Below are 20,526 nucleotides of genomic sequence, written 5' to 3'. Positions count from 1 at the left end.
ATGGACAAACTACTCTTCGATCCACACAACCCTTGGCTGGAACTACGACGCCTGACACCCGCGCGAATCGCTCTGGGCCGCACCGGCACCAGCATTCCCACCCGCGCACAACTGGACTTCCAGTACGCCCACGCTCAGGCGCGGGATGCAGTGCACTTGCCGTTTGACCATGCCTCCCTCAGCGCGCAATTGGCCGAACGTGATCGCGAGTGTCTTTTGCTGCACAGTGCGGCGACGGATCGCAACACCTACCTGCAACGCCCCGACTTGGGGCGAAAACTCGGTGATGCATCAGCGCAGACCCTGCGTGATTACGCGACGGCCCATCCGGGTGGCGTGGATCTGGTGATCGTGGTCGCCGATGGCCTGTCGGCACTGGCCGTTCATCGCCATACCCTGCCGTTTCTGGCGCGCTTGGAAGAGCAAATGGCCGGCGACAGCTGGACTATTGCGCCAGTCATACTCGTGGAACAGGGCCGGGTGGCCGTCGCCGATGAGATCGGTGAGTTGCTTGGCGCAAAAATGACCGTGATCCTCATCGGCGAACGCCCTGGTCTCAGCTCTCCGGACAGCCTGGGTTTATATTTCACCTACAATCCCAAGGTCGGCCTTACCGATGCCTACCGTAATTGCATCTCCAATGTCCGGCTTGAAGGGCTGAGTTACGGCATGGCGGCACACCGTTTGCTGTATTTGATGCGTGAAGCCTGCCGGCGGCAGTTGTCAGGGGTCAATCTGAAGGACGAAGCGCAGGTTCAGACACTGGAGTCGGACTCGGGAGGCGACATGAAAGATAATTTCCTGCTCGGCCCACCGAATACCTGAACCGCTCCGCATTGCACATTCGTACCAGTTTCAGGCAGGATCGTTGCGCGGCCGCCAAGGGTTTCCCATCGCCGTCAGAGACGTAAGACAGCCACTTGAAGACGAGACCTACCATGCGGATTATTCAAGCGACCCTCGAACACCTGGACCAGCTGACCCCGTTGTTCGTCAAATATCGCGAGTTTTATGGTTCCCTGCCGTATCCGGACTCGTCCCGGGCGTTCCTCGAAAAACGCCTGCGTCGCAAGGAGTCGGTGATCTACCTGGCGCTGTCCGATGACGACAGCAACAAACTGATGGGTTTCTGCCAGCTTTACCCGAGTTTCTCCTCGCTTTCGCTCAAACGTGTGTGGATCCTCAACGATATTTATGTCGCCGAGGACGCCCGCCGCCAGTTGGTGGCCGACAACCTGATCCGCACCGCAAAAAAAATGGCCAAGGAAACCAATGCCGTGCGCATGCGTGTTTCCACCAGCAGCAACAACGAAGTCGCGCAGAAAACCTACGAATCCATCGGATTCAAGGAAGACACCGAATTCAAGAACTATGTGCTGCCGATCAGCGACGAACTCTGAATCACCGGCACCTGCTCGCGATGGCATCGACTGGATAACACTGGTCCAACGAGGCGACGGCATCGCGAGCAGGCTCGCTCCCACCTGTTCGTTATCAAACATCAACCCTGTCATGACATTCCCCGCTACAATCTCGACGCGATTTTCACCACTCGCCTCGTATAATCCCGATATTCCCGGCTTGTAAGAAAAACTACCGTTATCCGTAGTCTTACGCGAAGTCATCCGCACAGGCCTGCTGAGTCGGGCCATTACCACAGGTGCTTTTCATGGATTTCAACCCGATCGACATCGTCCTGCATCTCGACGTCTACCTCGACATGCTTGTAACCAACTACGGGGCATGGATCTACGCCATTCTGTTCATGGTGATCTTCTGTGAAACCGGCCTGGTGGTCATGCCCTTCCTGCCGGGCGACTCCCTGCTGTTCATCGCTGGCGCCGTGGCGGCCGGTGGCGGCATGGACCCGGTACTGCTCGGCGGTCTGCTGATGCTCGCGGCGATTCTGGGCGACAGCACCAACTACATCATCGGACGAACGGCGGGTGAAAAACTGTTCAGCAATCCGAACTCGAAGATCTTCCGTCGTGACTACCTGCAACAAACCCACGACTTCTACGACAAGCATGGCGGCAAAACCGTGACCCTGGCGCGCTTCCTGCCGATCATCCGCACCTTTGCACCGTTCGTCGCCGGTGTTGGGAAAATGCCTTATCCGCGGTTCTTCGCCTTCAGCGTCTTTGGCACTGTCCTGTGGGTCGGCGGGCTGGTGACGCTCGGTTACTTCTTCGGCAACGTGCCGTTCATCAAGAAGAACCTGTCTCTGCTGGTAGTCGGCATCATCCTGTTGTCGTTGGTGCCAATGATCATTGGCATGGTGCGTAACCGCCTTGCAGGTTCGAACTCCAAAGCCGAATCGCGCTGACACGATGTGGTCCCTGAGCGCCTGGCGTCGCCGGCGCACCCTGGCAAAGCACCCGATTGCCGATGACATGTGGCAACGGGTGCGCCATCACCTGAGTTTTCTCGATGGCCTCAGCGCCGCCGAAGACCAATGGCTGCGCGAAGCCTGTGTGCTGTTTCTCGAAGACAAGCACCTGACGGCCCTGCCCGGTGTCGAACTGCATCAGGAACAACGCTTGCTGCTCGCAGCCCAGGCGCAACTGCCGCTGCTACACCTCGGCGACCTGAACTGGTATCAGGGCTTCCACGAAATCATTCTCTACCCCGACGACTTCCTCAGCCCCCAGCGCCATCGCGATGCCAGCGGCGTCGAGCACGAATGGGACGGTGAACACAGCGGTGAAGCCTGGCAGCAAGGCCCGATCATCCTCGCCTGGCCCGGCGTTATGGCCAGCGGAGGATGGGAAGGCTACAACCTGGTGATCCACGAACTGGCGCACAAACTCGACATGCTCAACGGCGTCGCCAACGGCCTGCCGCCGCTGCATGCCGACATGCGCGTCAGCGACTGGGCCAACGTCATGCAGGAGGCCTATGACGACCTTGACCGGCAACTGGAACGCAATCCCGATGCCGAAACTGCCATCGACCCGTATGCCGCCGAGAACCCTGCCGAGTTCTTCGCCGTCACCAGCGAATACTTCTTCAGCGCCCCGGATTTGCTGCACGAGGCTTATCCGCAGGTGTACCAACAGTTGAAGCTGTTCTATCGCCAGGACCCGCTGACGAGGTTGAAGCAACTTCAGGCGCATGATCCTGTCTATCAGGCACACCAGTGAGCGCCATACGACTTCTGGTCCATGGCGTCGATACAGGAATATGCCTATAATCGCCGCCACTTTTTGGTCAATCCGGCCAAGTGTTTTTGGTCAACTAACGGGGGCAACGCCCAATGAGCTACAGCAAGATTCCGGCTGGCAAAGACCTGCCGAACGACATCTACGTCGCGATCGAGATTCCGGCCAACCACGCGCCGATCAAATACGAAATCGACAAAGACAGCGATTGCCTGTTCGTTGACCGTTTCATGGCCACCCCAATGTTCTACCCGGCCAACTACGGTTACATCCCGAACACCCTGGCTGACGACGGTGATCCCCTCGACGTGCTGGTCGTAACCCCTTACCCGGTTGCTCCAGGTTCGGTAATCCGCGCCCGTCCGGTCGGCATCCTGAACATGACCGACGACGGCGGCGGCGATGCCAAAGTCATCGCAGTCCCACACGACAAGCTGTCCCAGCTGTACGTCGACGTGAAGGAATACACCGACCTGCCAGCGCTGCTGATCCAGCAGATCGAGCACTTCTTCGCGAACTACAAAGATCTCGAAAAAGGCAAATGGGTGAAGATCGAAGGCTGGGCCGGCGCAGACGCCGCCCGCGACGCGATCACCAAGTCGGTTGCTGCCTATAAAGGTTAAGAGCAGCCGCGAACTTCAAGCGACAAGCTGCAAGAAAAACCCCGGTTGATCCGGGGTTTTTTGTGGGTGCTTGATAAGCACGCCAAACATGACGTTTAACACCGTTCTATCTTGGTTTTTACTTGTTTAAAATTCCTCAATAGCGTCTTACATCCAGTCGTAAATTTCCCGCGAAATTTGAACGAGGCGTTTATTCAAACCCTTACCAGCCGGCAGTAGACTCGCGTTCATGAAAAAGAACACTAGCGGCCCACGCTTCAAAGCGCTCCTCGAAGCAGCGAACATCACGACCACCGGATTTGCCGAATTCCTGGATACGGCTCCGCAAAATGTACATAACTGGTACACCCGCGGTGTGCCCGCCCATTGCATGGAAGAAGTCGCCAGAAAACTCTCCGTCAGCAGCGACTGGCTGAAAACCGGCGAAGGCTCGAAAGACGCCCAGCACCTGCGCCTGCTCGACGAATCCGGCAACACCTTCGATGCCCAGACCATCCGCGGTGTCTACACGGTCATCGAGCCTGTCGACGTCGAACTGCCTTTGTACAAAGAAGCTGTCATCGCCCCGGGCTCCAACGAGACCCACGTCATAGAAGACCCTGAGCAATCCATCCGCCTGCCCCGCAGCCACCTTGACTCCCTGGAAATCAACCACGCCGACGCCATCTGTGTCTTCATGAGCGGTAACAGTATGGGAGAGAAAATTGAAGACGGTTCGACCCTGGCGATTGACCGTGGCCTGACCCAGATAATCGATGGCGAGATCTACGCCATCGAACATGACGGCATGCTGCGCATCAAGTACCTGCACCGACTGCCGGGCAACTCCCTGCGACTGCGCAGCCACAACCGCGCCGAGTACCCGGATGAAATCTTCAGGGCCGCACAAATCGAAGAGCAGAACATCAGGGTGCTGGGTTGGGTGTTCTGGTGGTCGACCCTGAACAAACGGAGGCCGGCGGTGCCGTTTCTTTAAGCGCTCCAGAACGCCCATCGGCCACCCATCCGGGTGGCCGAACGGCTCTGCCCGGCACTTCCCGCTGGGAATTTGCGTCAAACCTGCGTATGCTGCGCCCCACATTTGCGCATCGACCCGCCTTGCGGCTCAGATGCACTGACCTGGCAGATGACTTTCTCACCAGGTCCCACAGCCGGACGCAAGATCCGGGTGTACGTTTTGAAGGCTGGCGCGGTTTACCAAAAATGATCCAAGCCAGTCCCCGAGAAGCCGGCCACAAGCCGGCTTTTTAATGCCTGAAAGAAAGTGATTCGCGAATCACCCAACCCCTTCCGTATTCAGCGCATAAAACTCCTGCAACTTGGCTTGCAACAGTTTCTTGTCTGGCAATTGAGTGTGGTACTCCGCGATCAAGGCAGGCGACAGTGAGCGGTTCAGGGCGTACTCGACGATTTCGTCCTCTTTGCTCGCGCACAGCAATACGCCAAGCGCCGGGTTTTCGTGTGGCTTGCGGACATTGCGGTCCAACGCTTCAAGATAAAAATCCATCTTCCCCAGGTATTCCGGCTCAAAGCGTCCGACCTTGAGTTCGATCGCCACCAGGCAGTTCAGCCCGCGGTGGAAAAACAACAGATCCAGCGCAAAGTCCCGCCCACCTACCTGCAACGGATATTGCGAACCCACAAAGCAGAAGTCCCTGCCCAGTTCGATCAGAAAGTCCCTGAGTTTGTGCAACAGGCCTCCATGCAAGTCTGTCTCGGCATGACCACGTTCCAGAGCCAGAAACTCGACCACGTAGGCATCCTTGAACACATCCAGGGCCTGGGGATGAATTTGTCGCAGCGGTGCTGACACTTTTGCCGGGCTGACCACTGAACGTTCAAACAGAGCTGCCTTGAACTGCCGCTCCAGTTCGCGGCTCGACCACTTCTCCTGGATTGCCAAGCGCAGGTAAAACTCACGCTCCTCCGGGCGTTTGCTCTGGTTGAGGATGATCAGATTCTGGGTCTAGGGCAATTGTCGCAGCAGTGCTGCGACTTTTGCGTCATGCCTATAAGCCTCGTAAAACTTACGCATGCGAAAAAGATTCGCACGGGTGAACCCCCGCAATCCAGGCTGCGTATAGGCCAGGTGCTGAGCCAGCTGCGCCACCACCCCATCACCCCACTCCGCCGCTTCAATTTTGCGACTGATGTAGGCCCCAACCTGCCAGTGCAGCTCAATCAGTTCGGTGTTGACCGCCTGCATGGCGCGTTGTCGCGCGGTCACAATCAGTTGGGTGATTTCGTTGAAAGCTGATTCGAGAGAGGTATCGCTACGAAGATCATTCACGTCAGGGCATTTCCATGTCGGTTGGAGGCCCTCTCAATTACTCCTGATACCGACGCAAGAACATTCACAATGTATGTCTGCATGAAACAACGCTAATAGGCCTCCATCCCGCCCAGAGAACACGTGCAAAGCCAAAATGGTCGATGCCAAATCCACCCCGTCCAAAAACCGCCCCCTTACCCCGGAAGAAGCTCTGCCGGTCAGACTTCGCTTTCAAGCTCAACGGGAACCTACGCAATGGATCTGCACATCCCGACCCTGCTGGTAGTCTCGGTCTTCGTTTTCATTCTGATGGGTTTGTTGACCTGTCATGCCTGGTGGCGTGATACCGGCGAGCTTCCTCTGGCATATCTGGGTGCAATGATGCTGCTGGCGGCGCTGGGTGTGGTGCTGATCAGTTGGCGGGGTCGATATTGTCCCGCTCGTTTTCAACCGCGAGTCGGGCTACGACCTTTCGAGCCTGCTTTCACAGGCGGATGAAACCCTATATAGCGCCAAGGATCACGGTCGCAATCGTGTGCAAACGCTGCGCAAGTTGTACCTCAACCTCACGGATAGCTGAACGACTTCACCAACGTCAACTCCCCCACCGCACGCATCGGCACCAGGAAGGTCTCCATCTTCTCACTCGGCGTGCCTTCCTCGGTAATTACCGTCACCTGCGCCGTGGTCAGCGCTTGCACCGCGTCTTCCTGCCCCTCTTCATCACTGCTGTAGCCGCCGCCAAAGTAGTTCACATAGACCAGATATTGCCCTTTGATCGGCGCGGGCATGGCGAAGATTTCCGGGCCGTAGCCGGTGGTGACGTCGACGTCGAGCGCTGCGCCGTTGGGGGCGACGCGGTCGCCGTACCAGATGTGGGCGCCGTCGGGGGTGATCAGGTGCAGGTCGAGGTCGGTGTTGTCGCTGTCCCAGGACAGCAATACGCGCAACTTGGCCGGGGTCGCACCGCCGCCGCTGTTGAGAAATTGCGTGCGCTGACGTTGTTGGCCATCAGGGCTGCGAACCTCGACGCTGTTGCTGCCGTTGGGGAATGAGAACGGGCGATCGAAGCGGCCGGCCGGGTCGATTTTCAGTGGCATGCTCACCCCGTTGACGATCAGCCGGCCGGGCTCTGTGGATTTGGGCGTGACTTTGATCTGCCCGCTGATGCGCGCGGTATTGGCCTGCCCTGCCGGGGTATTCACCGACGAGGCCGGGTAGTTGACGGTCTGCCCGAAGTTTTCCCCTTCGCCCTCAGGCGCTCCGGTGCGCCAGCCGCCTGCGGGGGTATTGAGTTTGACGCTGTCAGCCGCCATCACCGATGGCAACGCCACCAGCGAACAGAGCAACAGCAAGACCTGTGGATAACGGAGTTTCATGGACTATTCCAGCAAGAGGTGGCGGGCGAGCCCTTCGATGTAGGTTTCATCCTGGCCATTGGGGTGTGCTTCGAAGGCCAGGTGCAGGTATTCGTGGGTCAGGTCGAGGCGTTCTTGCAGCGTCTGCGCACCGCGTACGTAGATGCGCTGACGTCCGCGGTCGACATAGGGGCGACCGAAGGCCAGGCGGCACACGGCGAAGGTGCTGACCTCGTTGTAGCCGGTTTCGCTTTCAAGTTTTTGGCGCCAGCCGCGCCGTTGTTTCTGCAGCCATGCTTGCGCGGCGGGCAACGCTTCGCAGGACGCGACCGGGTTGTCCCAGCGGCTGAGGCTGGCGCGTGGGTAGGCGTGCAGCAGGATGGCGTCGTATCGCTGGCCGGCACGGGCCTGTTCGACAGCTTGCTGCCAGGACAGCTTGTCCGGGCCGGGTTGATCGGAATGGTAGGTGACGGTGCTGCCGGCCAGCACCAGGTCGCTGGTCCAGGCGGCGATGTCGCGAGACTCGGATGACGCCGGACGCGGTGCGACCCGCTGACGGCTGCTGCTGTCGTCGATGCTCAGGCAGTCTCCGCTGCGCGTGGCGTTTTGCAGCAGGTACGTACGAATGGCCACGGCCAGGGCTTTGGCGGCCTCGACCGGTTCGGCACTGGCTTCACGCTGGAGAACTCGGGCGACGTACTCTTCGCGATCCAGACGAGCCACGAGCTTATCGTTCAGCAGAAACAGTTCGCCGTCGCTGTGAATATCCAGCGCATTACCCTTGGCGAATTCAACGCGGTAGTCACCCTGCAATGCCCCGGAAGTCACCACACTGCCCCCCGACAGCACGCGCCGAAGTGGATAGCGGGAGAACAGGTCGACTTCTACGCACTGCCCTGCATCCGCAGGCCATGCAACAGGAATCACCGTAGACAGTGCCGGTGCGTAATCACGTAGTACCCGCTGACTGGTGCCCCGTCCTCCAGCCCAGACCGGTGTGCCATCCGCCGTCCAACCGGCAAACCCGCCCTGACGCGATGTTGCATCCTGATCCGCCAGCCAGCTCCAGGTTTTCACTCGCAGGCGGCTTCCGAGCTCGCCGACGACTTGGCCATCAGCGGCATTGAGCACCACATTGAGCAACACACGCCGGGCTTGATCCTGCGCCGGCAGCACGGCCAACACCTTCAACAGTTCCGCCACCGAAACCCGGGTAGCCGGTTGCAACGAAGGCAAATCCAGCAACCATTGCGGCGCCTGCCGCGTCTGCCAATAGGCTCGCCAGTCGGCATCGCCGATGCCCAACCGCGCGGATTCGAAATACAGACCGCACGATTTCACCAACGCCTGATCACGCTCGATCCTGCCACCCGCCGTGCAGCAATAAACCTCTTCTTTCGACTGGCCGCGGCATTCATAAGCCGGCTCACGCGCGCCGGTGTCCACCAGCCAGGCGTAGACGAACAACTTCCACACACTGCCCAGCGGCGTCTGCAAGGTCTGCGGCAACGGCTCGCGGGTGATCACCTGCGTTCGGCTCAGCGACAACAAGTCTCCCTTGAAGGCCAGGCGCAGAGGTTCGTCCTGCGCCGTTGCCAGCACAGGGATCAAACACAGCAACCAACCTATCAGCAGCCTGTGCACGTCAGTGAACCGTGACTTGGCCAAGGGTTGCCTTTTGTTCAAGCGCCTGATGTTGCGGCGCATAAATCTGAGTGAAACGCACCGGCGGCAAGTTGAACTGCCCCTTCTGCGAGAAACGCACCAAATGCCGCAGACGCAACTCGCCACTCAAGGCATCGACCGGAACGGCGTAAGCCATTTGCCCCGGTTCGAATCGCGCCTTCTCCAGCGATGTCGGTTCGGTGCCAGCCTTGCCCATGAGCTTGATGCCCCAGGTGGTGCGCTCGACATCGGCGCCCGGTGGTAGCGGCACTTCCAGCATCCCGTAACGCAACGGTTTGGCGGCTTTGCTGGTGACGATCACTTCGTCGAGATAGAGGTTGTCGCTGGACAGCGGCGCGTTGCCGATCGCTTCAAGTTTGAAGGTGAAGGCCTCATCCCCCGGCACCAGTCGCGACAGGCGACGGGTGATGGTCACGGCCATCGGATCGACCGCCGGCTGCTGGCTGCGGTAGCTCAATGCAGCGCGCAGCGGACGCTCTTGTACCCCGGTCAGCGTCAATACCGTCGGCACTGGCGCAGCCCCCTGCCACGTCCAATACATCTCACCAGAAACCCCGTACTGTTTCTTCCAGCCTTCACCCGGCGCCAATGCAATGGTGGGCGATGCCTGCTCGATGCTGCGTTGCAGCCAGGTCAATGCCAACGCCCGTTCCAGGGTCGATTGCTGTGGCAGCAAACGTTGCAACAAGGCCTGGCCGTGAGCCTGATCGAAGGGTTGCAGCGACAGGTTCAGCGCTTCGGCAAACGGCTGGGAACTGACCGCCAGACGTTGCTGCGCGTCGGCCAGTTGCCGATTGAACGCATCCGGCAAAGCGACCTTCGCTTGCCTGGCCAGCGATGCCGTCAGCACTCGTGCGGCCGCCAGCCCCAATGCGGAATCCGGATCGCTCATGACGAGGCTGTCTTCGCCGTCCTCCATCAGGTTCGCGGCAGTGCCCTCGCCCGCTTTCGCCAGGTCGTCAATCAAGCCACTGAGCAAGGTGTTGACCGGCAACTGCATCTGTTTGGCGAACGACAGGATCAGCGCCCGCTGCAACAGCGGCGTGCTCTTCGCCTGCTTGGCGTAGACCTCCAGCACCCGCTGCCAATGCTCCGGCGGCAGGCTCAGTTCCAGCACCTGGCTGGCATGCCAGTCGGCGTAATAGGCGTAGGCGGTGAGGAAGGCATCCGGCTCGCCGTCCATGCCCCACCAGGTGAAACACGCCGAAGGGCCGGCCATTTGTACCAGGCGCAAGCGACTGTTTTGCATGATCAGGCGCAGGCGATCACGGGTCTGCGGATTCGCCGCCAGCGTCGGGTAGGCGATGCTCAATGGCAGCAGGCGGCTGGCGGTCTGCTCGACGCCACCGTAGGGGTAGCTCAACAGATCGTCGAGTGCAGAACGGAACAACGCTTGCGGACTGTCGTCCAGATGCAGGCGGATATCACTGGCGTCAGTCGGTAATGTCAGCGGCGTATCGCCCTCACCCACATCAAGGCTCTGGGTTTGAGTCACCTGCCAGCCTTCACCGGTCGCGCTCAGGCGCACCGCCAGAGCATCAGCGGTTTTGCCATCCTGCACCAGCTCGGCGCTCCACTCGCCATTGGCCAGTTCAAAGTTCGGCAACGGGATGTAGTTGATGCCGCTGTTCAGGGTCACAGGCACACGCTGTTCGTTGCCGGCGAAATGGGTCACCAGTTCGGCCTTGACCGGTTTCTCGGCCTGGCTGAAGGCGAACACACCGAGGTCCGGTTTGTCGCCGGCGCGGAATCGAGTCGGGCCGCTCCACTTCAGGTACAGCGGTTTTTCCGAGCGCACGAATTGCTTCTTCTGCCCGACCTGCCCGCCATCGGCGATGGCCCTGGCGGTGATGCGCCAGCGGGTCAGGGAGTCAGGCATCTTGAAGGTGAAGCGGGTTTTGCCGTTGGCATCGGTCAGCAATTCAGGTTGCCACGCCGCCGTGTCGACGTCCTCGCGACGCGGTCGCTCCAGCACCTTCACGCCGCGCTCACTGCGATTGGCTTTGCCCGGTGCACCGGGGCTGCCCGGCAAGGCGACGTCATAGCTGATGAACGACAAACTGGCACTGGTGCGTACGTTGTTGCGGCGTGGGTGATAGAAGAACTGGTCGATGCTCGGCGCCACTTCCGGTTGCAGGGCGTAGACCATTTCATCAACCACGCTGACCGTCAGGTGCGCAGGAATCGCTTTGCCGGCGAACTGGGTGGTCAGGTCCACCGAGACGGTTTCGCCCGGCTGATAGGTTTCTTTGTCGGTGGCGATGGCCACGTCGATCTGTGGCGTGACCACCTTGATGCCGGCGTTTTGGAAACTGTACTGGCCGCCCTTGGTGTACAGCACCGAGAAGGTCAGGTTCGGCGCGAAACCGTCTTTCACCGGGATGCGCGCGCGGTATTGGGTATCGCTGAGTTTTTCCATCTTCAGCCAGTCGCCGCCCTTGGAAAGCAACGCAGTGGCTTCGACTTTGTCCCGCTCCAGAGATAGCAGCGCATCGCTCACTGGCTCGGGGAAAGTGATCAGTGCCAGCGCTTCATCGCCTGCGATGTACTCGGGCTTGTCGAGGACGATCTCCACGGTGCCGGGTACGGCTTTGACGCCTTCGCCGGTTACCGAATGGCCGGTGGCGCCAACCACCCGGCCATGATCATCCTTGAGTGTCAGGTTGTAGGTCCCCGGCCGGTCAAAGGCCAGGGTGAACGCCTTGTCGGTTGCCGCGAGTTTGCCTTCGCCGGTGCTCTGGTCTTCCAGTCGCACCCAGCCATAGCTGCCCGGCGTAACGGCATCGGCCTGCTCGCCTTCGCGGGCGTAGCTGAACGCAACCTTGTCACCCACCGCGCTGAAGCGCCAGGGCGCGCTCAAGCGGAAATTCGCCGCGCCACGGTCGATGAGGATTTCCTTGGTGGTCTTGACCCGATACGCCGCGCCGTCGCTGGCAAACACCGTGAGCATGTAGCGACTTGGCTTGTCCGCAGCCGGCAAGTCGAGGGACGCGTTGCCCTTGGCATCGGTGGTCAATTCGGTGCTGGTCAGCTCCACCGGAAATTGCCCGAGGTATTGCAGTTCGTTGTCGACCATCGACAGCTGTTGGGCGCGCAGGCTCAGGCTCAATTTCGCATTGGCCACCGGCTTGCCGTCCGGGTACAGCAGCACCAGGTTGCCCTTGACCGGCTCGCCAGTACGGTAATCCTGCTTGGCCAGATTGAGCGAAATCTCGAAGTGCGGCTTGATGTATTCAGCGACGCGAAAGGCGCTGCTGTAGGCCTGATCCTTGTAGTTGAAACGCAGTTCATATCCACCGGCCACGGCGTTATCGGGCAACTGGAATCGGCCTTGAGTGCCTGCCTTGGAATCGAGCTTCAGATCGAGGGATTGCAGCGCCGTGCCGGTCGCATCCAGCACGGTCACATTGACGTCAGCCGCGCTTGGCTGCACCGAGTCCCGCGCGTTCTTGAATTCACGCCCGACGATTTTCAGCGACACCCAATCCCCCGGCCGATACAGCGGCCGGTCGGTGAAGGCATAGAGCTTGGTGTCGTAGATTTCGCTGTCGTAGTAGAAATTCTCGGAGACGAACACCCCGCCCTCTTCGTCCTCACCGATCACGAACGAGCGCTCGGGGCTGACGTGTTTCAGGCGCAGCAAGCCGTCGGTATCGGTGGCGCCACTGCTCATGACGCCGAGGCCATCGGTCCACAACACATTGACCTTCGGCACCGAACTGCCTTCGTGTTTGCGCGCGGCCCACACCAGCAATTCGTCACCGGCGATCTTGCTCACCGCCACGGTGTTGGAGACGAACACCATGGTAGTCGCGCGGTACTTGCCGATCAGCGCCTCCACCAGATAAAGACCCGGTTTGAGATTGCCCAACGGGATGTACACGTTGCCCGGCGCGACGCTGACGAATTCGCTGGAAGACCCGGCCAGGTTCACCCCTGCAGGTGGCTGGATCGGCTTGGCCTGCCACAACGGATAACGGAACTGGCTGACCACCGGCAAACCCGGTATCAGCGCGAATTGCGGCTGCGCATCGTAGGGCGTTGGTGCGGCCATCGCGTTGCCCATCTTCAGTTCCGGCACTTCCTCGGTGACTTGTTTACGCGACTCGTAGGAAAACGCCCGCTGCATCACCCGACGGGATTTGCGATACCAGTTGTCCCACAGGTAAGCGAGGGTATTGGACAGGCCTTCACCCTTGAACTGGCCATCGCTGACCACCCGATGCAGGTTCTTCTGGCGCTTGAGGAAATCCAGCGGTTTGTCGATGCGATACACCCGAATATCGGCACCGCCGTAGGGCTCCATGCGAAACCGGCGATAGTCGCGGCCCGGCGCTTCGAGGCGCACCATCGCCGGTTCATCGCTGGCAAAACTGCTGTCGGCCAGCAGGAAAAAACTCTCGCCGGCGACCGGCGCATAGCCGCTGGACGGGACCGAGTCTTCGGCGTCAACCGCCGAGAACGGCAGCACCAATACCAACATCAGAGACAGAAAACGCAGCATGCGGGCACCGGTCATTGGGAAAGAAAATTCAGTCGATAGACGCCGATGAAGTTGGGGTTGGCTGCGTCGGGTATCCATCGGGTGTCCTTCCATGTCATGAGTTGCTGCAGGCTTGCCGAACGCATGCCGTTGTCGGTGGGGGTACTGGTGCCGGTGTGATAGGCGATGTAGCGGCCCATCCAGATCATCAGGTGCTGGTCGTCGCCCTGATCGAAAAACATCAGGTCGCCAGGGCGTGCTTGAGACACATCGCGGCTGACCAGATGGCTGTTGAACTGGATCAATTTGATCGCATTGACGTATGGCCCGATCTTGCCGCCGCCCTGCTGCCATTGCTGGGCAAGACCGCGCTGGGCGTCGCTCAGTTGCAGTTCCGGCGGCAGGTAGCGATTGGACAGTCCATTGCTGCGCAGCCATTTGTCGTCATGGACCTTCAACGCTTCGTTAGCGGCGAAGCGCACCAGCCCGGCGCAGTCTTGCTGATACCAACGGGGGCTCGGGCCCTGGCTCAGTTGCTCTTGGGCGATGCGCACGAACCAGGCACGAAACACCTGGGATTGCTGTGGGTCGAGCGACGGTGCCTCGACAGCGCGGGCACCCGCGCTCAGCAACAACGCCAGCAGGCCGAGACTTCGGATCAATGTCGTCACAGGGCTTTCCACTCCAGCGGCAGCCACTGCCAGTGGCCGTCTGGCTCGCTGCCTTCGGGCAAGGTCAGGGCGTATTTGCCGTAGCCGCCGAGCTTGCGCAGTTTCGGGATCAGGTAGGTTTGCGCGGCGTTGTAGAACACCGGCTCCATGTCCTGGGGCAGGCTGTCGAGGGTTTCCTGCTGCATCAGTTGCGCCATCGAATCCGGGCCGAAATAGACCGGCATCAACAGGTCTTTCGGTACCACGTCGGCCATCGGCGGGAAGCGTTTGTCGAGGGTGCCGAGGGCCTTGTCCACCAGCTTGTCGTCGAGGGAAAACAGCAGCGTCGAACCATGCCGCGCCAGGCTGACTTTCATGAACGCCTTGCCGGTGATGGCGTCGGGGACTTCGGCTTCCTTGGCCGCATAGGGACCGAAACTGGAGCTGACCTGACGTTGCCACTGGTGGCTCTGGCCTTCCTGTTTTTCCACCACCGGGAAGGCACCGTCTTCGACATTGCTCTCGTAGGCGCCGACCATCGAGCCGAACAGGCTACCCAAATCCCCATCGAGTTTGCCGCTGTCGTCATCGTTGAGGCTGGCCACCAGCAAGGGCGTATACAACCGCGAATCGGCATACCAGCACAGGCCCGCCGCACCGGCCATGTGTTCGGTCAATGCCTGGGCCACCTTCTCCTCGGCACCGAGTTTCACCAGCAGTGGTTTCTGTTGTTCGGCAGCCAGCGGCAACGCCACGCAAGCGCTGGCCCCCATGGGCATGGCTTGCCAGATCGGTTTGAATTCGAAGTCCGGCTGATTCTCCAGTTCATCCATCGCCAGAAAACTGTGCCAGCCCTTGTCGTCCATGTCGAAACGCAGGCCGGCGAAGTTCGGAATGAAGCGCTGGTAACCCATGGCCAGCACGCTGGCATTCACCGACAGGCGTTGTTTCACCTCCGGCGCACGAGGCGGCAGGCCGAAGGCTTCGGGGAACAGTTTGTCGCCATTGAGCAGCGCCGCAATGGCCGTGGTCGACACGCTGCCCGACTCTTCCGTTGCACCACTTTGCGGATCGTAGAGTTTCGCCGGATTGGACAGCACCACCAGTTTGTCGCCATGGGACGCGAACAGCAGCGCCTTACTCGCGTTGTAACTGAGTTGATAGAGCGCCACGTCGTCGGTACCGACCTTCACGTCAGTGACCTTGCTCAACTGCGAGTCGTCCAGCGCCACTTTGGCCAGCGGCTCCAGCACCTTGGCCAGCCCGCCGCGATCCATCACCAGCAGGAAATCCTTGAGCCGCCCATCCGCCCCGCGCCACAACGCTACGTCAGCAGGTTGATCGAACAGTTGCTCGATCAAGGTGTCCTGCAGTTTCAGGTCATGTTCGTAGATGATTCGCCGCAAGCTGCCGATCAACCCCAGGCGGTCGGCATGGGTTTCGTAATAGAAGACGAAATCTTCGGTCAGGGTTTCCTTGAGGAACGGCACCGCCAGCAGGTCCTTGGGCAACTGGCTCAGGGAATGGGTTTCCAGCAGGCCATCCGGGCGGCTCATGCCCAATTTGTCACTGGCCAATACAGGCGCCGGGGCCTTGGGCTTGTGCATGAACCACCCCAACCCACCGGCCACGCCAATGACCAGGCATATCCCGATCAGCAGCGTCGGCCAATGCAGGGAAGGTTTGGTCGCTGGTGCGCCAGCGGCCGGAGTAACAGTGCTATCACTCATGTTCACAAAACCCGATGTTCATCCGTGGAGCGGGGATGCTTAGTAGTTGAAAGTCTTGACCAGCAGCAGGTCGCCGATTGCGCGCAGGGGCACGATGAACGTCTCGCGTTTTTCATCGACGGTGTTTTCGTTGAGCACCAGGTTGATCTGCGAGGTAATGACCTCGTTCTGGTTGCTGGACTCATCGAAGTTATAGCCGCCGCTGCCGAAGTTGCCCCAATAGTTCACGTAAACCAGATAGGTGCCATGCAGCGGCGCGGTCATGGTGAACATTTCCGGACCCGGGCCATCGACGCCGTCAGGGTCGAGGCCGCCGCCGTTGGTCAAGGCCGGGTGCGCCCAGAAGGCATGCTGGCCATCGGGCGTGACGATGTGCAGGTCGAGTTCGGCCTTCGGATCATCCCAACCCAGCACCACGCGAATCCGCGCTGGGGTACGCAGGTTGTTGGCTTCATAGAATTGAACACGTTTGAGGGACTGGCCTTCGGCGCTGCGCACTTCGACGCTGTTGGAGCCGGCGCCAAACGCATAGGGCCGGGCAAAACGCCCTTGCTCGTCGGTATAGAGATTCAGCGGATTGCCGTTGACCGCCAAGGTGTGCGGCCCACGCTGGGTGCCCAGGGCCTTCAGTTGGCCTTCGATCATCGTGCGATTGCGCTGCACACCCCGGTCGATGGGGGGCGTGGGATAGGCGACTTGCGGGTTTTCGCTACGGTCCAGCAAACCGTTGTAACGCCAGCCGCCCACCGGCTCCGATAGCTCGGCATTCGGCGCAGCCAGAATCACGGGCACGATAGCCAACCCGATCAGCAGCAAAAGAAATGAGCGCATGCGACGCCTCCTGCCATGCATGACGAAACCTTGCGCCTGATCCTGGGCGCGTTACAGATGTGGATACTGCGTTTCGTCTGAAAGACCCGTAACTGCCAGGTCGTATAGGGCTCGAAGGTTAGCCATTTGGGTGTTTTTTAACAATCGGATGGCTCCGAAATTGCGGTGGGAGTCACGGTAATGGGTGGACGGTGAGCCGAATAGCGATGTTATTCGGCTCATAACGTGAGCCGAATAATCCTCAGCACACTTTAGGACCACTAACTTTGTGGCGAGGGAGCTTGTCGGATCGCCGCACCGTCCCGCTGGCCTGCGAAGCAGGCCCAATCAATTGACCTCAGTATTCCTGAAAAACCTGCCAGATGAATTTAGGGTCGCTTTGCGCCCCAGCGGGAGCAAGCTCCCTCGCCACAGGGCTCCGCTTTTCGCCTGTCAAACACCCCGCTCATTTGCCCATGCCCCCCCTATCTGCTAGTGTCGCGCCGGTTTAACGTCAACCGGAAATCGCCGCCATGGCCCGCAAAAAAGCTGCACTGGATTTCGAACAGTCCCTCGCCGACCTGCAAACGCTGGTGGAGCGTCTGGAGAATGGCGAATTGTCGCTGGAGGACTCGCTGGCCGCTTTCGAGCAAGGCATCGGTCTGACTCGCGATTGCCAGGCGGCGCTGGCCCAGGCCGAGCAAAAGGTTCAGGTGCTGCTCGAGCGTGATGGCGAGTTGGCCGAGGAACCCTTCGACGCGGATCAGCCAGAATGATTGCAGCGTATTCGGCAAGCAGCCAGGCCCGGGTCAATGCAGCCCTGGAAACCCTGTTCACCGCGCCGAGCCCCGAGCTGGCGCGGCTGTACGAGGCCATGCGCTACAGCGTGATGAATGGCGGCAAACGCGTGCGTCCACTGTTGGCCTACGCCGCGTGCGAAGCGTTGGGCGGCAAGGCCGAGCAAGCCAACGGCGCAGCCTGTGCGGTGGAGCTGATCCACGCCTATTCGCTGGTGCATGACGATTTGCCGGCGATGGACGATGACGACCTGCGTCGCGGCCAGCCAACCACCCACAAGAAATTCGATGAAGCCTGCGCGATCCTCGCCGGCGACGGCTTGCAGAGCCTGGCCTTCAGCGCCCTGGTCGATCCACGCCTGAACGCATCGGATGCCGAAATCCGCCTGCAAATGGTCAGCGCCCTGGCGCTGGCGGCAGGCCCGGCGGGCATGGTCGGCGGTCAGGCCATCGACCTCGGCTCGGTCGGTCTGAAGCTTGATCAGAAAGCCCTGGAGTACATGCACCGGCACAAGACCGGCGCGTTGATCGCGGTCAGCGTCAAACTCGGTGCCCTGGCCAGCGGCCGTGCCGAGAAAGACGAACTCAAGTCCCTGCAGACTTATGCACAGGCCATCGGCCTGGCATTCCAGGTGCAGGACGACATTCTCGACGTCGAAAGCGATACCGAAACCCTCGGCAAACGCCAGGGCGCCGACATTGCCCGGGACAAACCGACCTACCCGGCCCTGCTCGGCCTCAACGCTGCCAAGGCCTATGCCCTGGAACTGCGCGACCAGGCCCTGCACGCCCTGCGACCGTTTGACGCAGCGGCCGAGCCGTTGCGCGATCTGGCCCGGTATATCGTCGATCGCCGCAGCTGACGGCGAATCCGCCAAAAAAAACCAACGCGTGGGCAGGGACCGATGCATCAGGTAAACTGCCGCATCTTTTATACCTATAACGATTCGCCTGATGCCCACGACGTTTCATGAGATTCCCCGCAAGCGCCCGACCACGCCCCTGCTCGACCGCGCGAACACGCCGGACGGCCTGCGCCGGTTAGGCGAAGCCGAGCTGGAAACCCTGGCCGATGAGTTGCGCCTGGAATTGCTCTACACGGTCGGCCAGACCGGTGGGCATTTCGGTGCCGGCCTGGGCGTGATCGAGCTGACCATCGCGCTGCATTACGTCTTCGACACCCCGGACGACCGGTTGGTGTGGGACGTGGGTCATCAGGCTTATCCACACAAGATCCTCACCGGTCGTCGCGAGCGCATGGGCACCCTGCGCCAGAAGGACGGCGTCGCTGCGTTCCCGCGCCGCTCCGAGAGCGAGTACGACACCTTTGGCGTCGGCCACTCCAGCACCTCGATCAGTGCCGCGCTGGGCATGGCGATTGCCGCCCGCCTGCAAAACAGCGAGCGCAAAGCGATCGCGGTGATTGGCGACGGCGCGTTGACCGCGGGCATGGCGTTCGAGGCGCTGAACCATGCGCCGGAAGTGGACGCCAACATGCTGGTGATCCTCAACGACAACGACATGTCGATCTCGCGCAACGTCGGTGGCTTGTCGAACTACCTGGCGAAGATCCTTTCCAGCCGCACCTACGCGAGCATGCGCGAAGGCAGCAAGAAAGTGCTGTCGCGCCTGCCCGGTGCCTGGGAAATCGCCCGTCGCACCGAAGAATATGCCAAGGGCATGCTGGTTCCCGGCACGCTGTTCGAAGAGCTGGGCTGGAACTACATCGGCCCCATCGATGGCCACGACCTGCCGACCCTGATCGCCACCCTGCGCAACATGCGCGATCTGAAAGGCCCGCAGTTCCTGCACGTCGTCACCAAGAAAGGCAAAGGTTTCGCCCCGGCGGAAGTCGACCCGATCGGTTACCACGCCATCACCAAACTCGAACCCCTGGACGCCCCGGCTGCCGCGCCGAAAAAGGCCAGTGGGCCGAAATACTCAGGTGTGTTCGGTGAATGGTTGTGCGACATGGCGGCTGCCGATCCGCGTCTGGTCGGGATTACCCCGGCGATGAAGGAAGGCTCGGACCTGGTCGCTTTCAGCGAACGTTTCCCGCTGCGCTACTTCGACGTGGCCATTGCCGAGCAGCATGCCGTCACCCTCGCGGCCGGCATGGCCTGCGAAGGCGCCAAACCCGTGGTGGCCATCTATTCAACCTTCCTGCAGCGCGGCTACGACCAGTTGGTGCATGACGTCGCAGTGCAGAATCTCGACGTACTGTTCGCCATCGACCGCGCAGGCCTGGTGGGCGAAGACGGTCCGACCCACGCCGGCAGCTTCGATTTGTCGTTCCTGCGCTGCATTCCCGGCATGCTGGTGATGACCCCGAGCGATGAAAACGAGCTGCGCAAGATGCTCACCACCGGTCACCTGTATGAAGGCCCGGCGGCGGTGCGTTACCCGCGCGGCAACGGCCCGAACGCGACCATCGAGAAAGACCTCGAGCCAATCGAGATCGGCAAAGGTGTAGTCCGCCGCCAAGGCAGCAAAGTCGCCCTGCTGGTGTTCGGCGTGCAATTGGCCGAAGCCCTGAAAGTCGCCGAGACGCTGGACGCGACCGTGGTCGACATGCGTTTCGTCAAGCCGCTGGATGAAGCGCTGGTTCGCGAAATCGCTGGCAGCCACGAGCTGCTGGTGACCGTCGAAGAAAACGCGATCATGGGCGGCGCCGGTGGCGCGGTCAGCGAATTCCTCGCCCGCGAAAACATCCTCAAGTCGGTGCTGCACCTGGGCTTGCCGGACATTTACGTCGAACACGCCAAGCCTGCGCAAATGCTGGCTGAGTGCGGCCTGGATGAAGCCGGGATCGAGGCTTCGATCCGCGAGCGCCTGCAACTGCTCAACCTCTAAATCCCTGGATACATGCAACACCCTGTGGGAGCGGGCTTGCTCGCGAAAGCGTCGGATCATTCAACTGAGAAGTTGACTGACACTCCGCCTTCGCGAGCAAGCC

At 60.5% G+C, this 20,526-nt stretch carries 16 protein-coding genes and 1 pseudogene; 10 read left to right on the top strand and 7 right to left on the bottom strand.

Annotated elements, in window-relative coordinates; all coding sequences use genetic code 11:
• From eutC to KGA85_RS09255, 6 genes are all read left to right on the top strand, one after another.
• Window positions 1-825, top strand: coding sequence for an ethanolamine ammonia-lyase subunit EutC (gene eutC, locus KGA85_RS09280; protein WP_223543072.1), 825 nt, complete (start codon window positions 1-3; stop codon window positions 823-825).
• Window positions 826-938: 113 nt separating this feature from the next.
• A complete protein-coding gene (locus tag KGA85_RS09275; protein WP_223453617.1) occupies window positions 939-1,400 on the top strand; it encodes a GNAT family N-acetyltransferase in 462 nt (153 codons plus the stop codon).
• Between the two features lie 269 nt (window positions 1,401-1,669).
• Window positions 1,670-2,326, top strand: coding sequence for a DedA family protein (locus tag KGA85_RS09270; RefSeq protein ID WP_223453618.1), 657 nt, complete (start codon window positions 1,670-1,672; stop codon window positions 2,324-2,326).
• A 4-nt stretch (window positions 2,327-2,330) separates the two neighbouring features.
• Window positions 2,331-3,143, top strand: a complete 813-nt coding sequence (locus tag KGA85_RS09265) for a zinc-dependent peptidase (RefSeq protein ID WP_223453619.1) — start codon at window positions 2,331-2,333, stop codon at window positions 3,141-3,143.
• Between the two features lie 113 nt (window positions 3,144-3,256).
• Window positions 3,257-3,784: an inorganic diphosphatase gene (gene ppa / locus KGA85_RS09260; protein ID WP_007894323.1), complete on the top strand. Its 528-nt coding sequence runs from the start codon at window positions 3,257-3,259 to the stop codon at window positions 3,782-3,784.
• Between the two features lie 229 nt (window positions 3,785-4,013).
• A complete protein-coding gene (locus KGA85_RS09255; RefSeq protein WP_223453621.1) occupies window positions 4,014-4,760 on the top strand; it encodes a S24 family peptidase in 747 nt (248 codons plus the stop codon).
• Window positions 4,761-5,060: 300 nt separating this feature from the next.
• On the opposite strand, the pseudogene KGA85_RS09250 reads toward KGA85_RS09255, so the two are convergent.
• Window positions 5,061-6,074: pseudogene (locus KGA85_RS09250) on the bottom strand (PDDEXK nuclease domain-containing protein).
• Between the two features lie 237 nt (window positions 6,075-6,311).
• On the opposite strand from KGA85_RS09250, the gene KGA85_RS09245 reads away from it, so the two are divergent.
• Window positions 6,312-6,554 (top strand): hypothetical protein, encoded by a 243-nt coding sequence (locus tag KGA85_RS09245; protein WP_223453623.1) that lies wholly within the window; start codon window positions 6,312-6,314, stop codon window positions 6,552-6,554.
• A gap of 68 nt (window positions 6,555-6,622) precedes the next feature.
• On the opposite strand, the gene KGA85_RS09240 is transcribed toward KGA85_RS09245, so the two are convergent.
• Genes KGA85_RS09240 through KGA85_RS09215 form a run of 6 tightly spaced genes read right to left on the bottom strand, consistent with a single transcriptional unit; the run spans window position 6,623 to window position 16,794 of the window.
• Window positions 6,623-7,435: a YfaP family protein gene (locus KGA85_RS09240; RefSeq protein WP_223453625.1), complete on the bottom strand. Its 813-nt coding sequence runs from the start codon at window positions 7,433-7,435 to the stop codon at window positions 6,623-6,625.
• 3 nt (window positions 7,436-7,438) lie between these two features.
• Window positions 7,439-9,082 (bottom strand): DUF2300 domain-containing protein, encoded by a 1,644-nt coding sequence (locus KGA85_RS09235; RefSeq protein ID WP_263287265.1) that lies wholly within the window; start codon window positions 9,080-9,082, stop codon window positions 7,439-7,441.
• Entirely contained in the window at window positions 9,060-13,619 is a 4,560-nt protein-coding gene (locus KGA85_RS09230; protein WP_223534527.1) for an alpha-2-macroglobulin family protein, read from the bottom strand. The genes KGA85_RS09235 and KGA85_RS09230 overlap by 23 nt, the downstream gene beginning before the upstream one ends.
• The gene (locus KGA85_RS09225) at window positions 13,616-14,254 is read right to left on the bottom strand and encodes a DUF1175 domain-containing protein (RefSeq protein ID WP_223453628.1); all 639 of its coding nucleotides are present in this window, start codon (window positions 14,252-14,254) and stop codon (window positions 13,616-13,618) included. Before KGA85_RS09225 ends, KGA85_RS09230 begins: the two co-directional genes overlap by 4 nt.
• Window positions 14,251-15,963 carry a DUF2138 domain-containing protein gene (locus KGA85_RS09220; protein ID WP_223543071.1) on the bottom strand — a complete coding sequence of 571 codons (1,713 nt, stop codon included), beginning with the start codon at window positions 15,961-15,963 and terminating at the stop codon, window positions 14,251-14,253. The genes KGA85_RS09225 and KGA85_RS09220 overlap by 4 nt, the downstream gene beginning before the upstream one ends.
• A gap of 39 nt (window positions 15,964-16,002) precedes the next feature.
• Window positions 16,003-16,794 carry a YfaP family protein gene (locus tag KGA85_RS09215; protein WP_223453630.1) on the bottom strand — a complete coding sequence of 264 codons (792 nt, stop codon included), beginning with the start codon at window positions 16,792-16,794 and terminating at the stop codon, window positions 16,003-16,005.
• Window positions 16,795-17,306: 512 nt separating this feature from the next.
• Between KGA85_RS09215 and KGA85_RS09210 the strand changes: the two genes are divergently transcribed.
• The 3 genes from KGA85_RS09210 (at window position 17,307) to dxs (ending at window position 20,423) form a co-directional block, all read left to right on the top strand.
• Window positions 17,307-17,549 carry an exodeoxyribonuclease VII small subunit gene (locus KGA85_RS09210; RefSeq protein WP_007970180.1) on the top strand — a complete coding sequence of 81 codons (243 nt, stop codon included), beginning with the start codon at window positions 17,307-17,309 and terminating at the stop codon, window positions 17,547-17,549.
• Complete coding sequence (ispA, locus tag KGA85_RS09205) at window positions 17,546-18,433, top strand: (2E,6E)-farnesyl diphosphate synthase (RefSeq protein ID WP_223453631.1); 888 nt, start codon at window positions 17,546-17,548, stop codon at window positions 18,431-18,433. The genes KGA85_RS09210 and ispA overlap by 4 nt, the downstream gene beginning before the upstream one ends.
• Before the next feature lie 91 nt (window positions 18,434-18,524).
• Window positions 18,525-20,423: a 1-deoxy-D-xylulose-5-phosphate synthase gene (dxs, locus tag KGA85_RS09200; RefSeq protein WP_223453633.1), complete on the top strand. Its 1,899-nt coding sequence runs from the start codon at window positions 18,525-18,527 to the stop codon at window positions 20,421-20,423.
• Window positions 20,424-20,526 lie beyond the last annotated feature (103 nt).

The sequence above is a fragment of the Pseudomonas sp. GL-B-12 genome, from assembly GCF_019955895.1.
GTDB lineage: Bacteria > Pseudomonadota > Gammaproteobacteria > Pseudomonadales > Pseudomonadaceae > Aquipseudomonas.
The sequence above is the reverse complement of the archived record's forward strand: the minus strand, read 5'-3'. Positions and strand labels throughout refer to the sequence as shown.

Bases quoted from the DNA above. Each gene is read 5' to 3' on its own strand.
- KGA85_RS09215 (WP_223453630.1), bottom strand. From the start codon at position 16,794: ATGCGCTCATTTCTTTTGCTGCTGATCGGGTTGGCTATCGTGCCCGTG.
- dxs (WP_223453633.1), top strand. From the start codon at position 18,525: ATGCCCACGACGTTTCATGAGATTCCCCGCAAGCGCCCGACCACGCCC.
- KGA85_RS09240 (WP_223453625.1), bottom strand. From the start codon at position 7,435: ATGAAACTCCGTTATCCACAGGTCTTGCTGTTGCTCTGTTCGCTGGTG.
- KGA85_RS09220 (WP_223543071.1), bottom strand. From the start codon at position 15,963: ATGAGTGATAGCACTGTTACTCCGGCCGCTGGCGCACCAGCGACCAAA.
- eutC (WP_223543072.1), top strand. From the start codon at position 1: ATGGACAAACTACTCTTCGATCCACACAACCCTTGGCTGGAACTACGA.
- KGA85_RS09230 (WP_223534527.1), bottom strand. From the start codon at position 13,619: ATGACCGGTGCCCGCATGCTGCGTTTTCTGTCTCTGATGTTGGTATTG.
- KGA85_RS09270 (WP_223453618.1), top strand. From the start codon at position 1,670: ATGGATTTCAACCCGATCGACATCGTCCTGCATCTCGACGTCTACCTC.
- KGA85_RS09210 (WP_007970180.1), top strand. From the start codon at position 17,307: ATGGCCCGCAAAAAAGCTGCACTGGATTTCGAACAGTCCCTCGCCGAC.
- ppa (WP_007894323.1), top strand. From the start codon at position 3,257: ATGAGCTACAGCAAGATTCCGGCTGGCAAAGACCTGCCGAACGACATC.
- KGA85_RS09245 (WP_223453623.1), top strand. From the start codon at position 6,312: ATGGATCTGCACATCCCGACCCTGCTGGTAGTCTCGGTCTTCGTTTTC.
- KGA85_RS09255 (WP_223453621.1), top strand. From the start codon at position 4,014: ATGAAAAAGAACACTAGCGGCCCACGCTTCAAAGCGCTCCTCGAAGCA.
- KGA85_RS09265 (WP_223453619.1), top strand. From the start codon at position 2,331: ATGTGGTCCCTGAGCGCCTGGCGTCGCCGGCGCACCCTGGCAAAGCAC.
- ispA (WP_223453631.1), top strand. From the start codon at position 17,546: ATGATTGCAGCGTATTCGGCAAGCAGCCAGGCCCGGGTCAATGCAGCC.
- KGA85_RS09275 (WP_223453617.1), top strand. From the start codon at position 939: ATGCGGATTATTCAAGCGACCCTCGAACACCTGGACCAGCTGACCCCG.